16 protein-coding genes are annotated in these 19,401 nt (G+C 34.8%); 10 read left to right on the top strand and 6 right to left on the bottom strand.

From position 1 onward, the window contains the following. Position 1 precedes the first annotated feature (1 nt). From TTHT_RS07090 to TTHT_RS07045, 10 genes are all read left to right on the top strand, one after another. The gene (locus TTHT_RS07090; RefSeq protein ID WP_201327276.1) at positions 2-412 is read left to right on the top strand and encodes a type II secretion system protein; all 411 of its coding nucleotides are present in this window, start codon (positions 2-4) and stop codon (positions 410-412) included. Beyond that, positions 396-1,025 carry a prepilin-type N-terminal cleavage/methylation domain-containing protein gene (locus TTHT_RS07085; RefSeq protein ID WP_201327275.1) on the top strand — a complete coding sequence of 210 codons (630 nt, stop codon included), beginning with the start codon at positions 396-398 and terminating at the stop codon, positions 1,023-1,025. Before TTHT_RS07090 ends, TTHT_RS07085 begins: the two co-directional genes overlap by 17 nt. Continuing rightward, positions 1,012-1,938 carry a type II secretion system minor pseudopilin gene (locus TTHT_RS07080; protein ID WP_201327274.1) on the top strand — a complete coding sequence of 309 codons (927 nt, stop codon included), beginning with the start codon at positions 1,012-1,014 and terminating at the stop codon, positions 1,936-1,938. The genes TTHT_RS07085 and TTHT_RS07080 overlap by 14 nt, the downstream gene beginning before the upstream one ends. Then, the gene (locus tag TTHT_RS07075) at positions 1,926-3,137 is read left to right on the top strand and encodes a PilN domain-containing protein (RefSeq protein WP_201327273.1); all 1,212 of its coding nucleotides are present in this window, start codon (positions 1,926-1,928) and stop codon (positions 3,135-3,137) included. Before TTHT_RS07080 ends, TTHT_RS07075 begins: the two co-directional genes overlap by 13 nt. Continuing rightward, positions 3,127-3,720 carry a hypothetical protein gene (locus TTHT_RS07070; protein ID WP_201327272.1) on the top strand — a complete coding sequence of 198 codons (594 nt, stop codon included), beginning with the start codon at positions 3,127-3,129 and terminating at the stop codon, positions 3,718-3,720. The genes TTHT_RS07075 and TTHT_RS07070 overlap by 11 nt, the downstream gene beginning before the upstream one ends. Further along, positions 3,717-4,448, top strand: coding sequence for a hypothetical protein (locus TTHT_RS07065; RefSeq protein WP_201327271.1), 732 nt, complete (start codon positions 3,717-3,719; stop codon positions 4,446-4,448). Before TTHT_RS07070 ends, TTHT_RS07065 begins: the two co-directional genes overlap by 4 nt. A 9-nt stretch (positions 4,449-4,457) precedes the next feature. Next, complete coding sequence (locus TTHT_RS07060; RefSeq protein WP_201327270.1) at positions 4,458-6,506, top strand: secretin N-terminal domain-containing protein; 2,049 nt, start codon at positions 4,458-4,460, stop codon at positions 6,504-6,506. Further along, positions 6,451-9,219 carry a tetratricopeptide repeat protein gene (locus TTHT_RS07055; protein WP_201327269.1) on the top strand — a complete coding sequence of 923 codons (2,769 nt, stop codon included), beginning with the start codon at positions 6,451-6,453 and terminating at the stop codon, positions 9,217-9,219. Before TTHT_RS07060 ends, TTHT_RS07055 begins: the two co-directional genes overlap by 56 nt. A 10-nt stretch (positions 9,220-9,229) precedes the next feature. Beyond that, positions 9,230-9,637, top strand: coding sequence for an OsmC family protein (locus tag TTHT_RS07050; protein WP_201327268.1), 408 nt, complete (start codon positions 9,230-9,232; stop codon positions 9,635-9,637). Between the two features lie 225 nt (positions 9,638-9,862). Then, a complete protein-coding gene (locus TTHT_RS07045) occupies positions 9,863-10,996 on the top strand; it encodes an IS256 family transposase (RefSeq protein WP_201327094.1) in 1,134 nt (377 codons plus the stop codon). Positions 10,997-11,001: 5 nt separating this feature from the next. Here the strand turns inward: TTHT_RS07045 and TTHT_RS07040 are convergent, their stop codons facing one another. The 6 genes from TTHT_RS07040 to TTHT_RS07015 all read right to left on the bottom strand — a co-directional run bounded on the left by TTHT_RS07040 (position 11,002) and on the right by TTHT_RS07015 (position 19,396). Continuing rightward, the gene (locus TTHT_RS07040) at positions 11,002-13,287 is read right to left on the bottom strand and encodes a hypothetical protein (RefSeq protein ID WP_201327267.1); all 2,286 of its coding nucleotides are present in this window, start codon (positions 13,285-13,287) and stop codon (positions 11,002-11,004) included. 142 nt (positions 13,288-13,429) lie between these two features. After that, positions 13,430-14,980, bottom strand: coding sequence for an ATP-binding protein (locus TTHT_RS07035; RefSeq protein ID WP_201327266.1), 1,551 nt, complete (start codon positions 14,978-14,980; stop codon positions 13,430-13,432). Positions 14,981-15,203: 223 nt separating this feature from the next. Then, on the bottom strand, positions 15,204-16,766 hold the full coding sequence (locus tag TTHT_RS07030; RefSeq protein ID WP_201327265.1) for an NAD(P)/FAD-dependent oxidoreductase: 1,563 nt from the start codon (positions 16,764-16,766) through the stop codon (positions 15,204-15,206). Continuing rightward, on the bottom strand, positions 16,763-17,851 hold the full coding sequence (gene mqnC / locus TTHT_RS07025) for a cyclic dehypoxanthinyl futalosine synthase (protein WP_201327264.1): 1,089 nt from the start codon (positions 17,849-17,851) through the stop codon (positions 16,763-16,765). The genes TTHT_RS07030 and mqnC overlap by 4 nt, the downstream gene beginning before the upstream one ends. Beyond that, entirely contained in the window at positions 17,797-18,723 is a 927-nt protein-coding gene (locus TTHT_RS07020) for a patatin-like phospholipase family protein (protein ID WP_201327263.1), read from the bottom strand. Before TTHT_RS07020 ends, mqnC begins: the two co-directional genes overlap by 55 nt. Before the next feature lie 10 nt (positions 18,724-18,733). Further along, positions 18,734-19,396: a hypothetical protein gene (locus tag TTHT_RS07015; protein ID WP_201327262.1), complete on the bottom strand. Its 663-nt coding sequence runs from the start codon at positions 19,394-19,396 to the stop codon at positions 18,734-18,736. Between the last annotated feature and the right edge of the window lie 5 nt (positions 19,397-19,401).

The raw sequence follows: 19,401 nt of genomic DNA, 5'->3' as shown, positions 1-19,401 counted from the left end.
TATGAGAAAGAATGCAGGATTTACCCTTGTTGAAATTATGGTTGCAGTTGCTATACTGGCAATTGCTTCTGTTGCTGTTTTAAGGTATTTTTCCCAGAGTTTATACTCTCTCGGGAAATCTTCTGCTTCAACAAGATACTCTTACAATCTAAAGTTTTACTTTACTGAAGCAATAAGGAAGAAGAATTTGCCGATTACAGCTGAAGATTACGATGATTCAGATAGCTACACTTTTGAAGACTCAAGATTCAGGTATATTTTTGAATTTGAAAAGGCGCCTTTTGTTGAGGATTACGATGTCAGACTTATAGGAATTGATGCTTTGAAGATAAACATTACGGTTAAAGACAAAAATACAGGAAAGTCTGTTTACAAAGGGGAGGCTTACCATTTATTTGAAACAAAAAAATAAAGGGTTTACCCTTGTAGAGCTAATAATTGCCATAGCAATTACTGGCATTATAACCGTAACTATTTTTCAGATATTTGGCGGAGTAGTTTTAAACTGGAAAAAAGCTGAAGATAGAATGTCTCAAAACTATAAAATTAACAACCTCTATATCCTTCTTTCAAAAAAGTTAGACGAATTGTACCAGTATAAGGCTGTTAAAGACCCTGAAAAGTACTTTGACGGGCAGGAGGACTCAATACTTTTTATCAGTTTTTATTCTGTAAAAGTGCCTTACTTTCCTGTTACCACAAAGATTTATCTGGATAATGAAAAAAATTTAATAATGGAAGAGACTCCATTTTTCTTTGATAGGCCTGATGCGGTTATTCCAGAGCCTGTTAAAATGACTCTCTGGAAAGATGTTGATGATTTCAAAATTTTTTACCTTACAAATGACAGAACAAAAAGAAAGGGCTCTGTATGGGAAAACAGGTATGAAAAGAGCTTAAACAGGGCAAAGGTATTGATAGCTGTTAGAATGGACATTGTTTTAAAAAGCGGCCAGGAGATAACTGTATTCTCTTATTTAAAGGGTGGAAAAGACAGCAAAGGAGTGTCAGGTGGATTGCTCTAAAAAGAAAAATGAAAAAGGGGCTATTTTAATTATTGTTATATGGATTGTTGCCGCTATTGCTATTATATCTGCAATTTTATCTTTAAGGGTAAAGGTTAGCGTAAGGAATAATGCCTTTGTAAAAATGAAAACCGAGGGTTTTATCACAATTCACGGGGCAATTCAAAGGGCTTTATACTATCATTTAATAAAGCCAAGGCTTAAAGATTTGACAGAAGAAGAAAAAAGAAAAACTGTATACGAGTATGAAGTTAACGGTGTTAAGGTAAAAGTAAAAGAAATTCCTGTTTCTTCCAAACTTTCTTTAAAGAATGCCCGTCCAGAATTACTGAAACAAATTTTCATGAACTATGTTGAAAGCGAGGAAGACGCAGTGGCAATTATCTCTTCAATTCAGGACTGGCAGGATGCCGATAACCTTGAAAATTTACACGGGGCAGAAGACTCATACTATACCAGTCTTGATTACCCCTATTACACAAAAAACAAACCTATCGAGAACTTAAAAGAATTGCTTTTAATAAAGGGGATTACCCCTGAAATGTACTACGGCACAGACAATTATCCAGGATTAAAGAATATTTTTACCTTATACGATACAGGTTCAAAGGCGGATATAAATACCTGTTCTCCTGATATGTTTAAAGTATTTGGAATTGACCAGGAAACAATTGATAGAATTATTGAAAGAAGAGAGAGTGAGCCTTTTAAGAGTATGACAGAGTTAAATGAGATACTTGATAGTGAAACAATAAATCAGATAACTAAATATTTTACAATAGACACAAGACCATCTATAATTAGCTTTAAAGGTGAGGTAAAGATAGGGAATTTAAACTATTCCCTTGAAGAAGTTTATAGTTTTGAATCCACACTTCCGAAACTATTGGAGATAAGAGAATGGAATTTTTAGAAAAACTTATTAAGAAAAGATTCAGGCTAATTTACAAAGACATTGATATAGCCTTTAAAAAGGACAATACAGTTTCATTTGTTGATGAAGATGAGGTTGATGATACCTTTTACACTTTTGGGTTTGTGCCAGTTGAGTACTCAGTCATGTATTCTCTTATCCTTCCAGCTGCGGCAGAGGAGCATGTTGATGAGATAGTTAAAAACTTTGTAAAAGAAAATGAGCCTTCAGATGTTGAATTAAAGATTGATTATTCTTTTGTTAAGGAAAAGGGCAAGTTAAAGGTGCTTATAGGGGTGTTGAAATCTAAAGATTATGAAGAATTAAGAACTCATTTTTACAACCATACCCATACATTAAGCGGTATTATTCCCTATCAGATGATTTTAATATCCCATGCACTCAAAAACCAGGTAAAGGACGGGCTTGCTATTTTTAAAAGAGATGGATACATATTGGGGTTTTTATTCAAAGATGGTTTTCCTGTTTCTTTTTTAAAGGTAAAAGACAGGGAAGGGATTAATGTTGAGACTATTGCAAACAGGTTTTTATCATCAGAAAGGGTTGAGGAAGAAACCAAAATCTATTTTTTTGGAAAAGAGTTTGAAGGCAAAGAGTGTGACAATTGTGTTTTCCTTGAGAAAGAAATAAACTTTGCTGACGATTTTTGTTTCCTTATAGATTCAAAAACATTGCCTATTGTAAATTATTTGCCTCCTAAAGAGAGGAAAGTAATTAGAAGGTGGTGGAGGTATATTATTGCCTCCATAATAATTGTTGCCTGTGTGATTTATTCTGGAATGTTTCTAAAAGACTATTTTACTTTGAGAAAGGAAGTCAACGGTTTAAAATCAAACTTTGAAGCCAAGAAAAAAATTGCCCTTGAGTTAAGGAAAAAAGCAGGCAATATTGAGGAATTGAAAACTATGGTGAATTACTTTACAAAGATTGAGAAAGAAAAGAAAAAGATTCTCATTCTTCTTGAAGAGTTAACAAGGAAAATTCCTAAAGATGCTTATTTAACAAGAATTAGCATTAATTTTAGAGGGGAATTAGAGTTAAACGGCAAAGCAAAGGATGTGTATGCCGTGGTTAAGGCTTTAAATAACTCAAAATATTTCAGAAATGTAGAGAAAAAGTCTTCAAGGGAAAGCGGAGACTACACTATTTTTATAATCAGGGGGAAAGTTGTTTACTAAGTTAAAGGAAATTAAGCTAAAAAAATCTGAAAAGAGAGCTATTAAGTTAGGCCTGATTGTTGTTGTATTTGTTATTCTTTTTAACCTTGTAATTTATCCCCTCTATCAGTCTTACAATCAATTAAAAACGCAGAAAATCAAATACACTAAAAACTTGATTGAAATAGAGAAAAAGATAAAAGAAGCAAAATCAATGCTAAAACAGGCTAATACTTTGAAAAAGAAGTATGAAAGTTCAAAATCCAAACTTATTCAGTCAAAAAATATTGAGCTGGCACAGGTTTTTTTAGAAGAGACCATTACAGATTATGCAAAAGATAGAAACCTGAATATAGTTAGGATTTACAAGGAAAGGGCAAAGGACGAAAATGGTTTAAAGGTTGTTAAGGCAAGGGTAACTGTTAAAGGTGAATACCCTGACATTATAGATTTTCTTAATGATATTGAAAGAGACGAGCATTACCTTTATGCTGAATCAGTAATTATAAGGTATTACAGGGGAATAGAAGCAGTGGTATCTGTAAAGGGAATTATTCAATTAACAGAGGACAGCAAGGATAAACAAAGTGGAGGCAAAAAATGAAAGGCTTTATTTTAGCATTATTGATAATTTTTTCTTTTCAGGCTTATTCACAGAATGTTGATTTAATAAAAAAAGGCAACCTGTTTGATCCGGACAGAGGTTATACAGAAGAAGCTGGTGAGGAAGTAGACACTGAAAAAGAAGTAAAACTTCCAAGTAATATACCTGTGCTTGATGGAATTGTTGTAATTAATGACTACAAAAAAGCAATTTTTACATATTACGACAAAGAGAAAAAGAGAAAGATTAGCAAATACCACTCTGTAGGAGAAAAGTTTGCAGATGCCTCACTAAAAGAGATTACACCTGACTATGTTATTCTTGTATTTGATGGAAAACAGTACAAGCTTTATCCTGATACAAAACTTAAAGCAAAAAAATCAAGAGGCTATTCTGGAGGAAGTCCAAGAACAACTTATACACCTCCACCAAAAACAACTTCTCAAGTTGTGTCAAGGTCGCCTGTAAAGTCAACAAAAAAGGTTAAACCTAAAAAGCCTTTTATGAAACCCAGACCTACATTTAATAGACGTAGGCCCGTTACTTCAAAAGTAAAACCTACAAGGGTTTTAAGGCCTACTTCAAGAAATAAAAATACCAATCATAGAAGAAAAACAAATGTTGGAAGTTCAGGGAGTCAACGCTCTAACCCATTTGTAGGGGGAGGTAGGCTTTCAAAACCGACTCCCAATAAAACGCAAGGAAAAAGAACAAATACGCCATTTTAAGGAGAGGGTATGAAGAAGTTATTACTAATCTTTTCAATTATTTTAACAGTTTCATGTGCAAAGGTAAGTGCACCACCAAAAACTGTATTATTTGATGACTCTAAAAAACATAAACCAAAAGAACAAAGCGGAGAGATGATTGCTGTTGAAAAAGAAAAATCTAACTTTTCTATTGAAGACAGAGGAAAAGGGCAGGCCTTTAAATCAATTATTTCAAAACCAATGAGTGGAGCAAAAATCTCTAAAACTAAAACTGAAAAGGGAGAGGCTCCTGTTTTGAATTTTGAAGATGCCTCTTTAAGAGAAGTGATTAAGGTTATAGCAGATTACAAAAAATGGAATTATGTTATAGACCCGTCTGTCCCGGACAAAGGTATAAATATTAAAATTAACACTGTTGTAAAAGATCAGGAAATAGATGACTTATTAAACCTTCTCCTTTCCATATACGATGTTGCAATGGTAGATAGGGACGGAGTCAAATACTTTTCCCTTGCAAAAGACTCTGTTGTAAAATCAAGCGCTCCATTAACATATGGTAATGTTATTTCCCCGGCATTGAGAGGGGAAGATGTGGTTGCTCAGGTTGTCCCCCTTCATTTTATTGCACCAAAGGATATGGCAAATATTTCTAAAGAGTTTTTGTCATCTTCAGGAAAGATAATAGAAGACCCTGCACTTTCCTATATGGTTGTTATTGACAGAAAGCCCTATGTTAGAAGAATTTTAGAGATGGTGAAAATATTTGATATAAACATCTTTAAGCAGATGAATACAACCTTAATTAAATTTGAAAATGCAGATGCAGACAATGTAAGAGACAATATTCAGAAGATTTTAGAAGGGTATCCTGGCTTATCAAAAGATAAATACTATTTACTTACCATAAAGGACTTAAATGCTTTGCTCTGCATAACATCTGTTAAAGAAATTTCAGATGAGGTTAAGTATTGGGCTAAAAAGTTTGAAAGGGAAAGCGAAAGGGGAGAAGCCCAGATATTTGTCTATCACTGTGAAAACTCAGATGCAAAGGATTTATCAAACATATTGAAGGAGCTCTATTCAGACGAGCAAAAAACTTACACAAACAAAGCTGGAAAAGGTGAACTTAAGCCTGTTTTAAAAGGCGGTTTAAGTATGATTACAGATGAAACAAACAATTCAATAATATTCAAATGCACCAAAAGGGATTACAAGATTATTGAAAAAACCTTGAAAAAACTTGATGTTCCCAAAAAACAGGTTTTAATAGAGGTGATGATACTTGACCTTGCACTTGATAATCAATTTTCATATGGCTTTGGCTGGGCTTTAACCCATAAGAATTTGCTCGGCGATGTTTCTAATCTTCATACGCCAGCATGGCAGTTAAATTATCCTGAAACTAAGAACGCATTGCAGGGCTCATACTCATTTATTTTTGATAGGTTTGTTTTGGACAGTGTTTTGAATTCAAATGTAATGAAAAGCAGAACAAATGTTCTATCCACCCCTCACATTCTTGTTCTTGATAATGAATCTGCAACTATTAAGGTAGGTGAGCAGATTTCCGTAAGGGCAAACTCTGTTCAAACTCCTGCAACTGTGACAGGTGGAACAACAAATGTAAACCCCTTTTACGCTGCAAACAGCTATCAATACCTGTCAACAGGTATTCAATTAAAGGTTAAACCTTCTATCAGTTCAAACGGAGTAGTTAGGCTTGAAATAAACCAGACTTATTCAACCCCGGGAACACCGGCAAGTCCTGAACAGAACCCTCCCATAAAGGACAGAAGCCTTACCACAATTGTAAATGTGCCTGACGGGAAGTCTGTTTTGCTTGGTGGGTTAATTCAGGAGAGTAAGGTTGATTCATCCTCTGAAGTGCCAGGTTTAAACAAACTACCGCTTGTTAAGTATCTTTTTAAAAACAAAAGCACTTCAAGAAAAAAGAGTGAATTGATAATAATTATAACTCCGCATGTAATTTATGATTACTCGGATACTGAGAGGTTGACAAATGATTTTAAAAGAGAGATTGAAAAATTCAAAAGGGAGATTTATCAGGCTTACTAATTTAGTTGCTTTAATTGTATTGTTTTTTTCTCTTTCAGGATTTTCGCAAACAAACAATGATTTAAAGATAATTAAAGGCCTTGTTAGAGACGGGGCCTTTAATATTGCAAAAACCAAAATAGAAACATTTTTGCAAAACAATCCTCAATCTCCTGATTTAAAACAGGTTTATTCCCTTTACTTTGATACCCTTATGGCAACGAGGGACTACACTAAAATCCACACAGTTGCAGATGAGTTTTACAATAAATTCTGCACTCAAAAAAAGGATAATACCTGTTTTAGAGCCTTGCTTTTTAATGCCTATGCCTATTACTTTGAAAATGACTTCAAATCTGTTGATAAAGTTTTTTCAAAGATTGCCATAGATTTTAAATCCCTAAAAGGCATTGATAAAAACCTTGTTTCCCAGTATTACCTTTTGAAAGGGGATTTGTCCTTTAAGAGAGACGCTTTTAAGGATGCTATATCAAATTACAACTCATTTTTGAAACTAAAATTTGATAATAAAGTGAGGCTGAAGCTTGCAATTTCCTATTACCACTATAAAAAATTTGGAAAAGCGGAAAAGATACTTAAAAAACTTGAAAAGGAAGGTTTTAAAGACCCTCTGTTAAACAGGTATTTAGGCCTTGTCTATTACGGAAAGAAAAAGTACGACATTGCATACAAATACTTTTCAAGAAACAAAGACAGGGAAGACGGCTTTTTTGCTGTGCATACCCTTGTGCAATCAGCCAAATTAAAGGAAGCATTTGCATTATTCAGGCAGTTAATTCCTTTGCCAACCCCAACTGATGAGGAGAGAACAAACTTTCAATTATCCCTTTTGTTAGACAGAGGGGATTTGTTAGATGCTTCAAACCTTGTTGAAAAAAAATCCTATATTGAAGATAAAGAATTCTATTTGCTTTCCTTTAAGGTTTTTGACAATTTGAGAATGTACAATAAGGCTGTTGGTTTTTTAAGAAAATACGCATTGGTTTCAGACACCCACAAGGATTACTTTAAGCTTGCAGAGTATTATCTTACAAAACTGAACGATATGGACAATGCCCTGCTTTTTTACAACAAGTGTATTGAGAAAAATCCGGAGGGGGCATTCTCTTCAATTGCCCTTTTAAACAGGATAAAGTGCACCTTATACAACGGGGACAAAGAAAAGGCACTTACAATGCTTGCAGATTTTCTCAAAAAGTACGGGAAAACCTCACCTGTAACAGACGACGCTTACTTTGTTTACGGCAAGCTTATGCTTGACAGGGGAAATTACCCTGAGGCAATAAAATCTTTTGAAAACATTATTCTAAACTATCAGGATTCACCCCTTGTAAACTCAGCAAACTATTACCTTGCTGAAAGTTACTTCAGAAATGGAATGTACAAAGATACAGTCGATTTAATAAAAGAGAGGTTTAAAAAACAGGATAAAAAAATCTTAACTCTCCTTGCCCTTGCAGAATACTTAAACGGTGATTTTAAATCTGCCGTTAGCCATTTTTCAAAACTGAAACCTGAAGGATATTTGAAAAAATTATACGCCTATTCTTTAGCAAAAACTGGGAAGGTTGAAGAGGCAAAAAAAATTGCGGGAGACAACAAAGACACCCTTTACTTTTCTTTAATCTATGCTGATAAAAAAGATGATGCCTTTAATTTAGCATTAAAATCTGAAAACCCCCGCTTGATATACCTTTCCGCCTTAAAACAGAGTGATGAAAATATGAAAAAACTATACCTTGTTAAGGTACTTGAACTTTCTTCAAAGGAGGATACAGTCAGGAAATTAGCCTTAATTGAGCTTGAGCCGATAGTTGAAAAGACAGGGGAATACCTGCTTATTATGGAAAATGAGCCGGAGTACATAAAAAACAACCCTGAAGAATTCCACGGAGTGCAGGGATTGTTGAAAAAGGCGGAAAAGTACAGGCAAAAGGGAAACATTGCAAAAGCGGTTTACTTTTACAAAATGGCTGTTGAAAACTATCCTGAGGCAAAGGGAGTTGACAAGGCATACTATTTTCTCTTTGAAACCCTTAAAAACCCCCCTGTAAAATATTTAAAGAAAATTGTTGAAACCTTCCCTGACAGCGAATACTATACTTTATCCTGCTATAAGTTAGGCTTAATACACTTTAACAACAAGGAGTACTCAAAGGCGGCAGATTACTTTGAAGAAGTGTTAAAGCACAGGGACAAAAACATAGAGAAATTACTCTTTGCTGTTTATTATTACCTTGGAATTTGTTACGAACAAACAGGGCAAACAACAAAGGCTGTTGAAAACTATCTTGAGTATTTGAAAAATTTACCGCAGGATGTACAACAGTTAGACGAGAGGATAAGGATTGCACTGTTTTTGCAGAAAAACGGCAAAACAAAAGAGGCATTGGACGAGTTTTTGAAAATATTACCCCTCTTGAAAGACGAGGATTCAAAGGCTGAGGTTACCTTTTACATTGCAGAATGCTATGAAACTTTGGGAGACTTAAACAAAGCCCTTGAAAATTACCTTTCAGTAACCTATCTCCACCCGAAAGAGTTAATGTGGTCAACAACTGCAAGGTTTAACGCAGCAAAGATATGCGAAAAGTTAGGATATTACGACGATGCAATTAAACTTTATAAAAAGATAGCAGACGCATACAAAGGTCAGGTTCAGGGGGAATTTGCAAGAAAGAAACTGAAGGAACTTGAAGAAAAAAACAAATAGGAGGCTGAAAATGGATATGGAAATTGTATTTCCCGGAGTTGGAAAAAGGGTTGATGTAAAATACAGGGGATTTTTAATAAAAACAGACCAGCCTGTGTTTGCGGGGGGAAACGGGGAAGCGCCTGCCCCATTTGATTACTTCCTTGCATCAATAGGCGCATGCGCAGGGATATATGTACTTTCTTTCTGCGAACAGAGGGGGCTTGACTATAAAAATATAAAACTTGTTCAAAAACACGAATTTGACCCGAAAAAGAGAATGATATCAAAGATTACAATTGAAATTCAACTGCCTGAAGACTTTCCTGAAAAGTACAAAAAAGCCCTGATTCACGCGGCAAACCTATGCGCTGTAAAGCAACACATGTTTGACCCGCCTGAGTTTGACATTCAAACAAAAACAGTGCCGAGCGAATAGTAAAAGCAGAAAATAAAAAGTTAGTCATTAATTATCAATAACAAATTGAGCACCATATTTTTCAAAAGTTGATTGTAATAAATATTCAACTTTCTCAGATAATAAATTATAAGTGGAATAAAAGGCAGTGTAACATTAATTGTGTCAGGGAGAAAAAAAACTCCTTTCGGGAAGGAGAGGTTAAAATAACCTCAGAAGAAAAATTCCCGAAAGGAGGTACCACCAATGAGTGATTTAATTTTCACTCAATTTAAAGAATTTTTCAAGAAAATGTTGCAGGAAATGTTGTTGGAAGAGAGGGAAAGATACTTAAAAGAAGCAAGAGGCCAAACAAGGGCAAACGGTTATTATAAGCGAACGCCTAAAAGCTTTTTAGGAGAGATTGAATTGCAAATTCCAAGAACAAGAGACAGTCAGTTTAAGGTTAAATGGCTTCCCCAGAGAAAAAGGGTAATGTTTTTTCTTGAAGATATTGTGGAGGCAATGTTTATAGCAGGAGTATCCACAAGAAAGACAGCAGGGGTAATTAAAAATCTCATAGGGGCTAACATATCCGCTCAATATGTAAGCAGGATAAGTGAAATATCTGAAGAAGTAATTGAAAAATGGAAAAACAGCAGATTAACAAAAACATACCCCGTGCTATACATAGACGCAACATACATTTCATTAAAAAGAGACAGTGTGGCAAAAGAGGCAGTATATGCAGTATTGGGCCTGTCTGAAGACGGTAAAAGAGAAATTTTAGGATACTTTCTTCCTGGAGGAAACGAAAAAGCATCCCTCTGGCAGGAAATATTCAGGGATTTAAAAGAAAGAGGCTTAAAAGGAGTAAAACTGATTATAAGTGATGATTTAACAGGTTTATCTGAAGCGATAAAAGAAGAATTTCCTGAGACTATGCACCAACTTTGTTGGTTTCACCTGAAAAGAAACATAAAAAACAGAGTAAGAAAACATCATTTTGAGAAAATAAAAGAAGAATTAGACGAGATAATGAAATGCGAAAGCAGGGAAGAAGGGAAAACCAAACTTCTTGCATTTATTGAAAAATGGAAAAAGATATACAGGTTTTTAAAAAACATTAAGGCAAAAGTTGATAACTATACATTCTTTCTCCTTGCCCCTGATGAGATAAGAAGTTACTTCAGAACAACAAACTGGATGGAAAGGTGTTTTAAAGAGTTAAAAGATTACATACGAATACGAGGATTTTTTCAAAATGAACAAAGTGCAGAGAAGTTTCTTTACATTTTCTTCACAGACAAGAATGAGAAGTATCAATCAAGGAGTTTAAGGTATTCTTCTTCTTTTAATCGCTTTTTTTCTTCTCTTTCCCGGGAGGCTTCCCATGCCTGACACAATTAACTTGACATTACCGAATAAAAAGTACCATTAGAATCTTCTAAATTAAAATAAAATTTATTTCCTATTTTATTAAGTTTAGCACCATTAGGATCAACATCTTCATTATTAGATAAATCACCATCAACATAATTGGTTAATCCTTGATAAATTGTTTCAGAATCCAAATGAACGTTATTGCCACCAAAAGTAACATCATCTCTTGACAAAATATCTCCTAACTCTCGTCTGGCATCCTCGTTTTTAAGTATGTCGTAGGCATTAACAATCGTAAGGTTTTGCTCTGGGCTTCTAGTTATTGTTTTATCAGGGATTCTATAAACCCAACTCTGCTCAATACCATTAATAGTAGAATGAACAACAATACCTAACTTAAAAGTACCATAAGGACAAGTACCATCTTGAACAGGACTAGTAGTATCATAGTTTACATAATAAGGTTTATCAGAACTTGAAGGTAATTGTAAACCTCTTCTTATTGAAGCTATGTTTCCCACTTCGTTCCAGTTATCATCGTAAGCTACAATGTCATATCCTGTTATTTCTCCGTACTTAGTATCTCTCAAAGTACTTATTACATGACTTAATATTACATCATTATCTTCAACTTTAATATTCATGCTTCCAAGCATGTCTTCTAAACTATCAACAATTCCTCTAGTCTCATTAGCAACGAACATTTTAACATCAAGAGGACTCTTATTAACAGCATCCTCTCCAATCATCCAGTTATGAGTGCCTGTACCTGCTTGTTTACCACCATGTAAAGCGTAAATATTGATTTCTCTATTCTCTGTTATTGAAGCTAAGTTTTGTTTAGCAACAACATCTATCATTCCTACTTGTCCTCTTATATCTTCTAAACCACCTATTTTTAATAAGTCTTCAACAGTTATAGCTTCTTTACTCATACTTCTTATAGTGTAGTTTTGAGTTGCTAATATTACTCCTGATTTTGATTTGTATTCAAAAACTATTGTTTGATCTCTTTTAGAAGTGTTAGCAATAGCTATTCCTGTCCAAACTCCTTCTTCACTATCAGTGTAAGCTCTTGATTCAGCTATAGGAATGTTATATCTTAGAGTTGGAGTTTCAATATCTGTTACTTCTGCTAAGTACCCGCCTGTTCCCGGTAATAATAAGCTTACCCCAGCCATTATTGGCCAATTAGCTCCTTTAGGTTCTCCACCGAATAATTCTCCTCCTTTAATTGGTTTTTCAGCAACAACCCTTGCAAAAGCTGCGTTATCAGGCCTGCCAAAATCATTTATTAAACCAACAATTTTTTCCAAAGGTTGCAATTCTCCTTTAAAATCATCAATTGCTGGTGTGCTTGGATTAATATCTAAATGAACTCCATTTGAATCATAATATTGAATAACAAATTTAACAACCTCATCATTAGGATTGTTTAACACTAATCCTGTCCACCAAAAATAATCTTTTACTGTTATGTGAGGTATGAATAATTCTCGAAAAGATTCTGCTTTACCAAAAGCCCCTCCTGATTCACCATTAGTTTTCATGAATGGATTAATAACAACAAGGTTATTAACAGGAGTAACAACGGTTCCCATAGCTGTTTGTTGAATTTTCTCACTATAAACCCTCATCCAGGTGGCATTTTCAGGAACTATTCCTCCAAAAAAATCCTTCATGTTAATACTAGCACTACTATAAGGCAAACTTAAATTAGGAGTAATAAAACCAAAAACATTAGTGCTTCCATCAAGAAGCACTTCTTCACCACTAGGATTAACAACTGCTCTAACAGTGCTTTCAGCATCATTTATTTTTGCAATGTTGAATAAGAAATTCCAATAACCAGTATTATTAGTGAAATGAAGATTATCAACAACACTAGAACCATCTATTGGTGCTTTAACCATTGCTTTTTGAACATTATCACCATCTTTTTTACTATAAATAATCCAAGCATCATTCTTATTAGAACTATCAATCTCAACTAAACCAATATCATCCACATTAAGACTAGGGAATAACTCAGAAAGAGAAAGAATAACCCTGCTACCTGTAGCCATGAAATCAGAAACTTGAGCTAATTCATTTCCATTTTTATCATAAGCAGTATATAACATTGAATGATTTGGACTCTCATTCCTTACATCATTGTTTACTAAGACTACTTCTGTTTTATAACCTTTGGTTGGTAAAACATAATTAGTAAAAGCGTCATTATTGGCAAGGGTTTTAACAGGAATGAGCAGGTTTAAGCAGAATAGTATTATTGCTATTTTCTTTATAATAGGCTTCAAGGTTTTCATATTTTTCTCCCTGTGAGTTTTTTTAATTAAAATTTTAACACTTGCATTGTTTTTAGCAAAGGAAAGTTTGAATTTGGTGTGTAGTGTGTGGGTGTGTTAAAAGAGTGAGGTTAGATTCCCTTTTTTCAGGACGGGACAACTTCTAAACCCTTTCCCAACTGTACGAAGTTATATTTCTCTCTTCCTTGCTGAAACTTATGCCTATAAGATAGATTTCATTAGCTTCATTTTTGTGTTTTTCAAAGTATTTCTTCTCTTTTATCTGTTCAAGGGGATTTTTGTTGTCCTTCTCTTCCTCTATTACCTTGAATTCAAAGATATAAACCTTGTCTTCTATTTTTATGGTTAAGTCTATTCTTCCCCTGCTTGTTACATCTTCTGCAATCGGTTGAACTCCAAGGGAATGGAAGTATGTGTATATTACGCTTGCATAGTATCCTTCGTAAGAGGCTATTTCGTTCTTTGTAAAGTTTGTGTATGAGATTGAGGAAAAGAGTGTTTTTAAATTAGAAATCAGGTTTTCTATGTCTCCGTTTAATAAACTCTGGTATATTCCGTTTGAGGTTCTGTCGTAAGTTGCTGCATCAAGGGATGTGAGGTAATTTAGTATGCTTTCGTTTAAGGATATCTTTACCTCTAAATTGGGATAGGATAGTATGTATTTTTGCCTTGCTGCAAATTTTACCGTGTCTTTTATGGTTAAGTATCCTGTTTGCCAGAGTAATGCTTCAACTCTCATTGTGTATACATCAAAACTTCCCAATACACTGTCAGTAACCCCTATGTTTTCAAGTTCTGGTATGTAATATTTGTTTTTTTTCATTAGTTTTAATAGAAATGTTGGCGTGCCTGTTTCAAACCAATATGGGCGGAATTGAAAACCTTTTGAGATAAAGAGAAGTATATCAAAAGGGTTGTATACCTTTTCCCCAAGCCATGAATAGCCGTTGTACCAGAGTTTTACCAGTTTTCTGTCAACATTTTTAAGGTATTCGGAAAAGTATCTTTCTAACTCTTCATCTGTGTAACCACAAAGTGTTGAGTATCGGGGGTCAAGTGTAATATCTTCAAGATTGTTGAGTTTGCTGAATAGATTTACCTTGCTGAATTTGGTAACACCTGTTAAAAACACAAACTTCAGGTATTCATCTAATCCCTTTAGTACTCCGTAAAAGTCTGCAAGTATGTCGCGAATTTCTGTTGCCTTTTCAGGATTCTCTATATTGTCAAGAATAGGCTTATCGTACTCGTCTATTAAAATTACAACTGGTAACTTATGCTTTTTAAATAAATTATGAATAAGGCTTCTTAAATAAAATCCATGATGATTTACATCAATATCGGTTATTCCCTTCTCTTCTGCAATTTCCTTTAACCTTCTTAAAAGCAATTCTTTAAGAGTATTTGAATTTTCTGCAGAAATTTCGCTAAAATCTATCCTGATTACAGGATACTTCTTATCCCAATCCCACCTGTCGTAAATGTATAAGCCTTCAAATATCTCCTTGTTACCCTCAAAGATGTTTTTAAGTGTGTCAACTGTTAATGTTTTGCCAAACCTTCTCGGACGGGAAAGGAAGTAATAGCTTCCATTGTCAATCAACTGATAAATCTTTTCTGTTTTATCAACATAAACATAATTGCCTTTAATTATTTTTTCCAGACTATTCAATCCAATTGGAAGCTTTTTCATTGCTAAATCCTAAAATTTCTTTTGATTAATTATACCACAAACTCCTTGCACCAATAAAATGAACCTAAATCCATTTTAAGCAAGAAAGGCAAGGTTAATAAATCCATTTTATTAATTCAAACATTTTTGTTGATTTTTTGAACTTCAAATTACTAAAATTTTATCTTTAAACAATACTTTATTCAGAAATCAAAATCCTTTATGGTAAATGCTTAATAATTTTTTAACTTTGTAAAATTGTTAGTGCGGATTTTATCCCGTCTAAGGCTGATGACATTATGCCGCCTGCGTAGCCTGAGCCTTCCCCTATTGGGATTATTCTTTTGTGTGATGTGCTTTTAAAGTCTTTTTCCCTCTTTATTCTCAAAGGGGCTGATGTCCTTGTTTCAACCCCTATAAGGTTTGTTACATTTGACAGAAATCCCCTTGCTTTTTTGTTAAACTCTATTAAGCCGTTTCTCATATCCTTTACCACAAATTCTGGGAGTAATTCGTGAAGAGGGTAGGAGTATGTTTTTGGCCTGTATGAACACGAGATTGTTTTTCCTGAGAGTTTCCCGTTTACAAAGTCTATTCCGTGTTGTGCCGGTGCCATGTATCCCGGTATTCCAAGTGAGTATGCCTTTTCTTCAATCTCTCTTTGAAAGTCTATTCCGTCTAATGGGGAGTTTTTAAAGTATGCTTTAACAGGCACTTTTGCAACCAATGCAGCATTTGCAAAGGGGGAATTCCTTTTAGAGTTGCTCATTCCGTTTACGCAGAGGGTATTTTCTTCGTTTACCGTGAGTATTACTTCCCCGCCTGGACACATGCAAAAGGTGTATGCCCCCCTTCCGTCTTTGCCATTCCATGCAAATTGATAGCTTGCAGGCGGTAATCCGTAATCGTCTCTCTTGTTTTTTCCGTACATTATTTCGTCTATAACATTTTGAGGGTGTTCAACCCTGCTTCCAACCGCAAACGGTTTTGGCTCTAATTCAACTCCTTTTTGGTATAGCATTTTATAGGTATCCCTTGCAGAGTGGCCTATTGCAAGAAATAGAAAGTCTCCCTCAAATTCCCCTTTGTCTGTTTTTACTGAGATTTTGTCTTTTTTTTGTTCAAAATCAATAAAGGTGTGGTTAAAGTGAATCTTTGCACCTTTTTTTATAAGGTATTCCCTTGCGTTTTTGCAAACTTTAATAAGCCTGTCTGTGCCTATGTGAGGCTTTGCGTCAATCTTTATTCTCTGCTTTGCGCCGAATTGAACAAATTTCTCAATTATAAAGTCTGTGTAAGGGTGGTTTATCCTTGTTGTAAGTTTTCCGTCTGAGAATGTGCCTGCCCCCCCTTCTCCAAAGAGTGTGTTGCTGTTTGTGTTTAATACTGAATTTTCCCACAGGTTTTTTACATCTTTGCTTCTCTCTTCAACAGGCTTCCCCCGTTCAATAATAATCGGTTCAATGCCTGCTTCAACAAAGGTTAGTGCTGCAAAAAGCCCTGCCGGTCCAAAACCGACAATTACAGGTTTAATTTTCTTTGGTTTTATCTCTTTTACTGTTTCTTCAAGGCTTTTGTACTCTATTAGTTTTGTGTTTGGGTTTGTTAACAATTTTTCCGTTTCTTTGTTATATTCAATGTGAAAGGTGTAAACCCCCTTTGGTTTTTTTCCTCTAACATCAAGAGCCCTTTTTTTTATTGATACAAATTTTTCGTCTATTCCGTATTTTTTTGCAAGTTGTTTTACTGCTGTTTCCTCTTTTATTCCCCAGTTTGCAATAAAGTTTGATATTTGAATTTTTTTCATACAGCCTTTCTTTCTTTCGGGTATTTTTTTACAAATCCATAAGTGTTTCTTCTCTGCACTGCATCAAATCCTGCGTCGTGGATTAGCCTTATTATCTCTTCTTTTGATATTGTGTGGGATACCCCGACGCTTTTTACGACATTTTCTTCAATCATTGTGCTTCCTAAATCGTTTGCCCCGAACTTCAGGCCAACCTGCCCGATTTTCTTGCCCTGGGTTACCCAGGAAGCCTGAATGTTTGGTACATTATGAAGGTAAATCCTTGCAATTGACATGGTTTTAAGATAGTCATAAGCCGTGTTTTCAAACTGGATTAGCCTTCCTTTATAAATCTGATAAGTCCAGGCAATAAATGCAACAAAACCGCCTGTTTCTTCCTGTAATTCCCTTATTCTTCTAAAGTGTTCAATTCTATCTTCAAAACTTTCCCCTGTGCCAAACATCATTGTTGCTGTTGTTTTAAGGCCTAATTTGTGGGCTTCCCTCATTACCTCAATCCATTCGTCAGATGAGCATTTTTTAGGGCTTATCCTTTCCCTTACCCTATCTGAAAGTATCTCAGCCCCGCCCCCTGGTATTGAGTCAAGCCCTGCTTCAATAAATTCTTCTAAAATCTGTTTCACCGGTTTGTTAAAGTGCTTTGAGAAGTACTGAATTTCAGGGGGAGAAAAACCGTGTATGTCAATTTGAGGGAATGCGTTTTTTATAGTTTTTAGCATATCAATGTAAAAAGAGTAGGGTAATAGCGGGTTCATTCCCCCCTGTAAAAGTATGCCTGTGCCTTCAAGTTTAACTGTTTCTTCCACCTTTTTTAGCAATGTGTCAAAGTCCAATGTAGTGCATTCTTCCGGTTTTTTATGAAATCCGCAGAATTTACAACCTGTAACACACCCGTCTGTATAGTTTATGTTTCTGTCTATAACAAAAGATGCAACCTTTTCTGGGTGGATTTGCCACCTTACTTTGTCTGCTAAATGGCCGATTTCAAGCAGGTTGTTGTATTCAAATAATGTTAAAGCCTCTTTATCGCTTATAGGGAGATTTCCCGTATATACTTTTTCTTTGATTTTATCAATCCTGTCCATTTGCTCCTTCCGTAAATCTTTTTAATTTCTTTTAATTCATTTTTTGCACACTCTATACCGCTTGCAATTCCTTCCTCATACCTTGCAAAATCAGCCCAGTGTATATGCTCAACTTTTGGGTAAAGCACCAGTGATGCTTCTTCTTTTTGCAATTGTCCCAGCCTGTGCATTGATACTGCATTTGACCTTATTATCAAATCCATTCCTATTTGAAAGTCGCTTGTGTCTTCAAGTTCCCTTGCAACGCATACCGCAATAACCTCGCTTGCCCCCAATTGATAGCACGGCCTTACAGGGTTTTTGTTTGTCCAGCCACCGTCAATATAGATTTTATCCCCGTCAATTAAGGGCGGGTAAACTCCAGGAATTGCACTTGAAGCCTTCAAAGCCTTTTTCAAATTCCCCTTAGTTACCATTAATTCTTCCCCTTCGGTAATCTCAGTAACGATTACCCCGAAAGGGATTTTTAAGTCTTCAATGTTAACATCAGGAATTAAATTATCAAATACTTTATTAAATACTTCTTCAGGAACCATTGATTTTGAAGTTAAGGCTTTGCCGTATATTATGCCTTTTCTAACAAATTGCATTATGTTTTCAACAAAGTTAACAGGCTCTTTTTCGCTTTCAATTATAACTTTATATATTTTCTGGTTTATTGTGTCTGTTGTTTTCAGAAATTCAACAAGGTGGTTTATTGTTTCCTCAATGTTTCCAAAGTAAGCGTAAAGCCCCCCTAAAACTGCTCCCATTGATGTGCCTGTTATAAAAGATGGCTTAATTCCATTTTCTTCAAGGACTTTTAGCACACCTAAGTGTGCATATCCCCTTGCTGCTCCGCCGCCTAACGATATTCCTAATTTTGATTTCATTTTGTTTCCTTTAATACTTTATTCTAAAACTCTTTTGACACTTTGCAGTGTCTTTCAAGACTTCCATTTTAACTATTTTCCAGTTATTGTTCAAATCCCTTTTGAAATACCACTTTGTCTGGATTTCTTTTAAATAAAACCTTGTATTTTTCTTGTATGTCTGGCCTCTTACTATGGTGTAAATCTTCCCCAGTGGGCAGCCTAAAAAGAATAGTTTTGTTCCCAATGGATAGATTGAGTAGTCAAATTTATCATAAGAAAAGGAGTGTTTCAGAATTATATATCCGTCTTCTTTGTTCATTTCAAATTTAACCGTTAAATAGTAAAACCCCTTTCCCAATCCCATTATCTTTGCTGCTTTTATTCCATAGGGGTCAAAGGTTATCTCCCCCTTTTCAAGGTCTTTTTTATAATCCTCATATATTGAATCAATCTGTTTTTTAAACTCTATTTTGCTTGCCCCCTCTTCCCCAAACCTGTTTAGTATTTCATCGTAAAGGTATAATGTTGAGGCTAAAGCCTTGTAATCTTTTTTGTGTATTGCTGTAAAGTGTTTTGATAGAACAATTCTAAAATCCATATCGTCTTTTTTCTTCCTGCATCCTGAAAGCATTAATACTAACACAAGCAAAGGTATTAAGGTGAGCTTGATTTTTTTGTTCTTTTTCGTCATATTTG

Origin of the sequence: Thermotomaculum hydrothermale (assembly GCF_016592575.1) — a bacterium.
GTDB lineage: Bacteria > Acidobacteriota > Holophagae > Thermotomaculales > Thermotomaculaceae > Thermotomaculum > Thermotomaculum hydrothermale.
The sequence above is the reverse complement of the archived record's forward strand: the minus strand, read 5'-3'. Positions and strand labels throughout refer to the sequence as shown.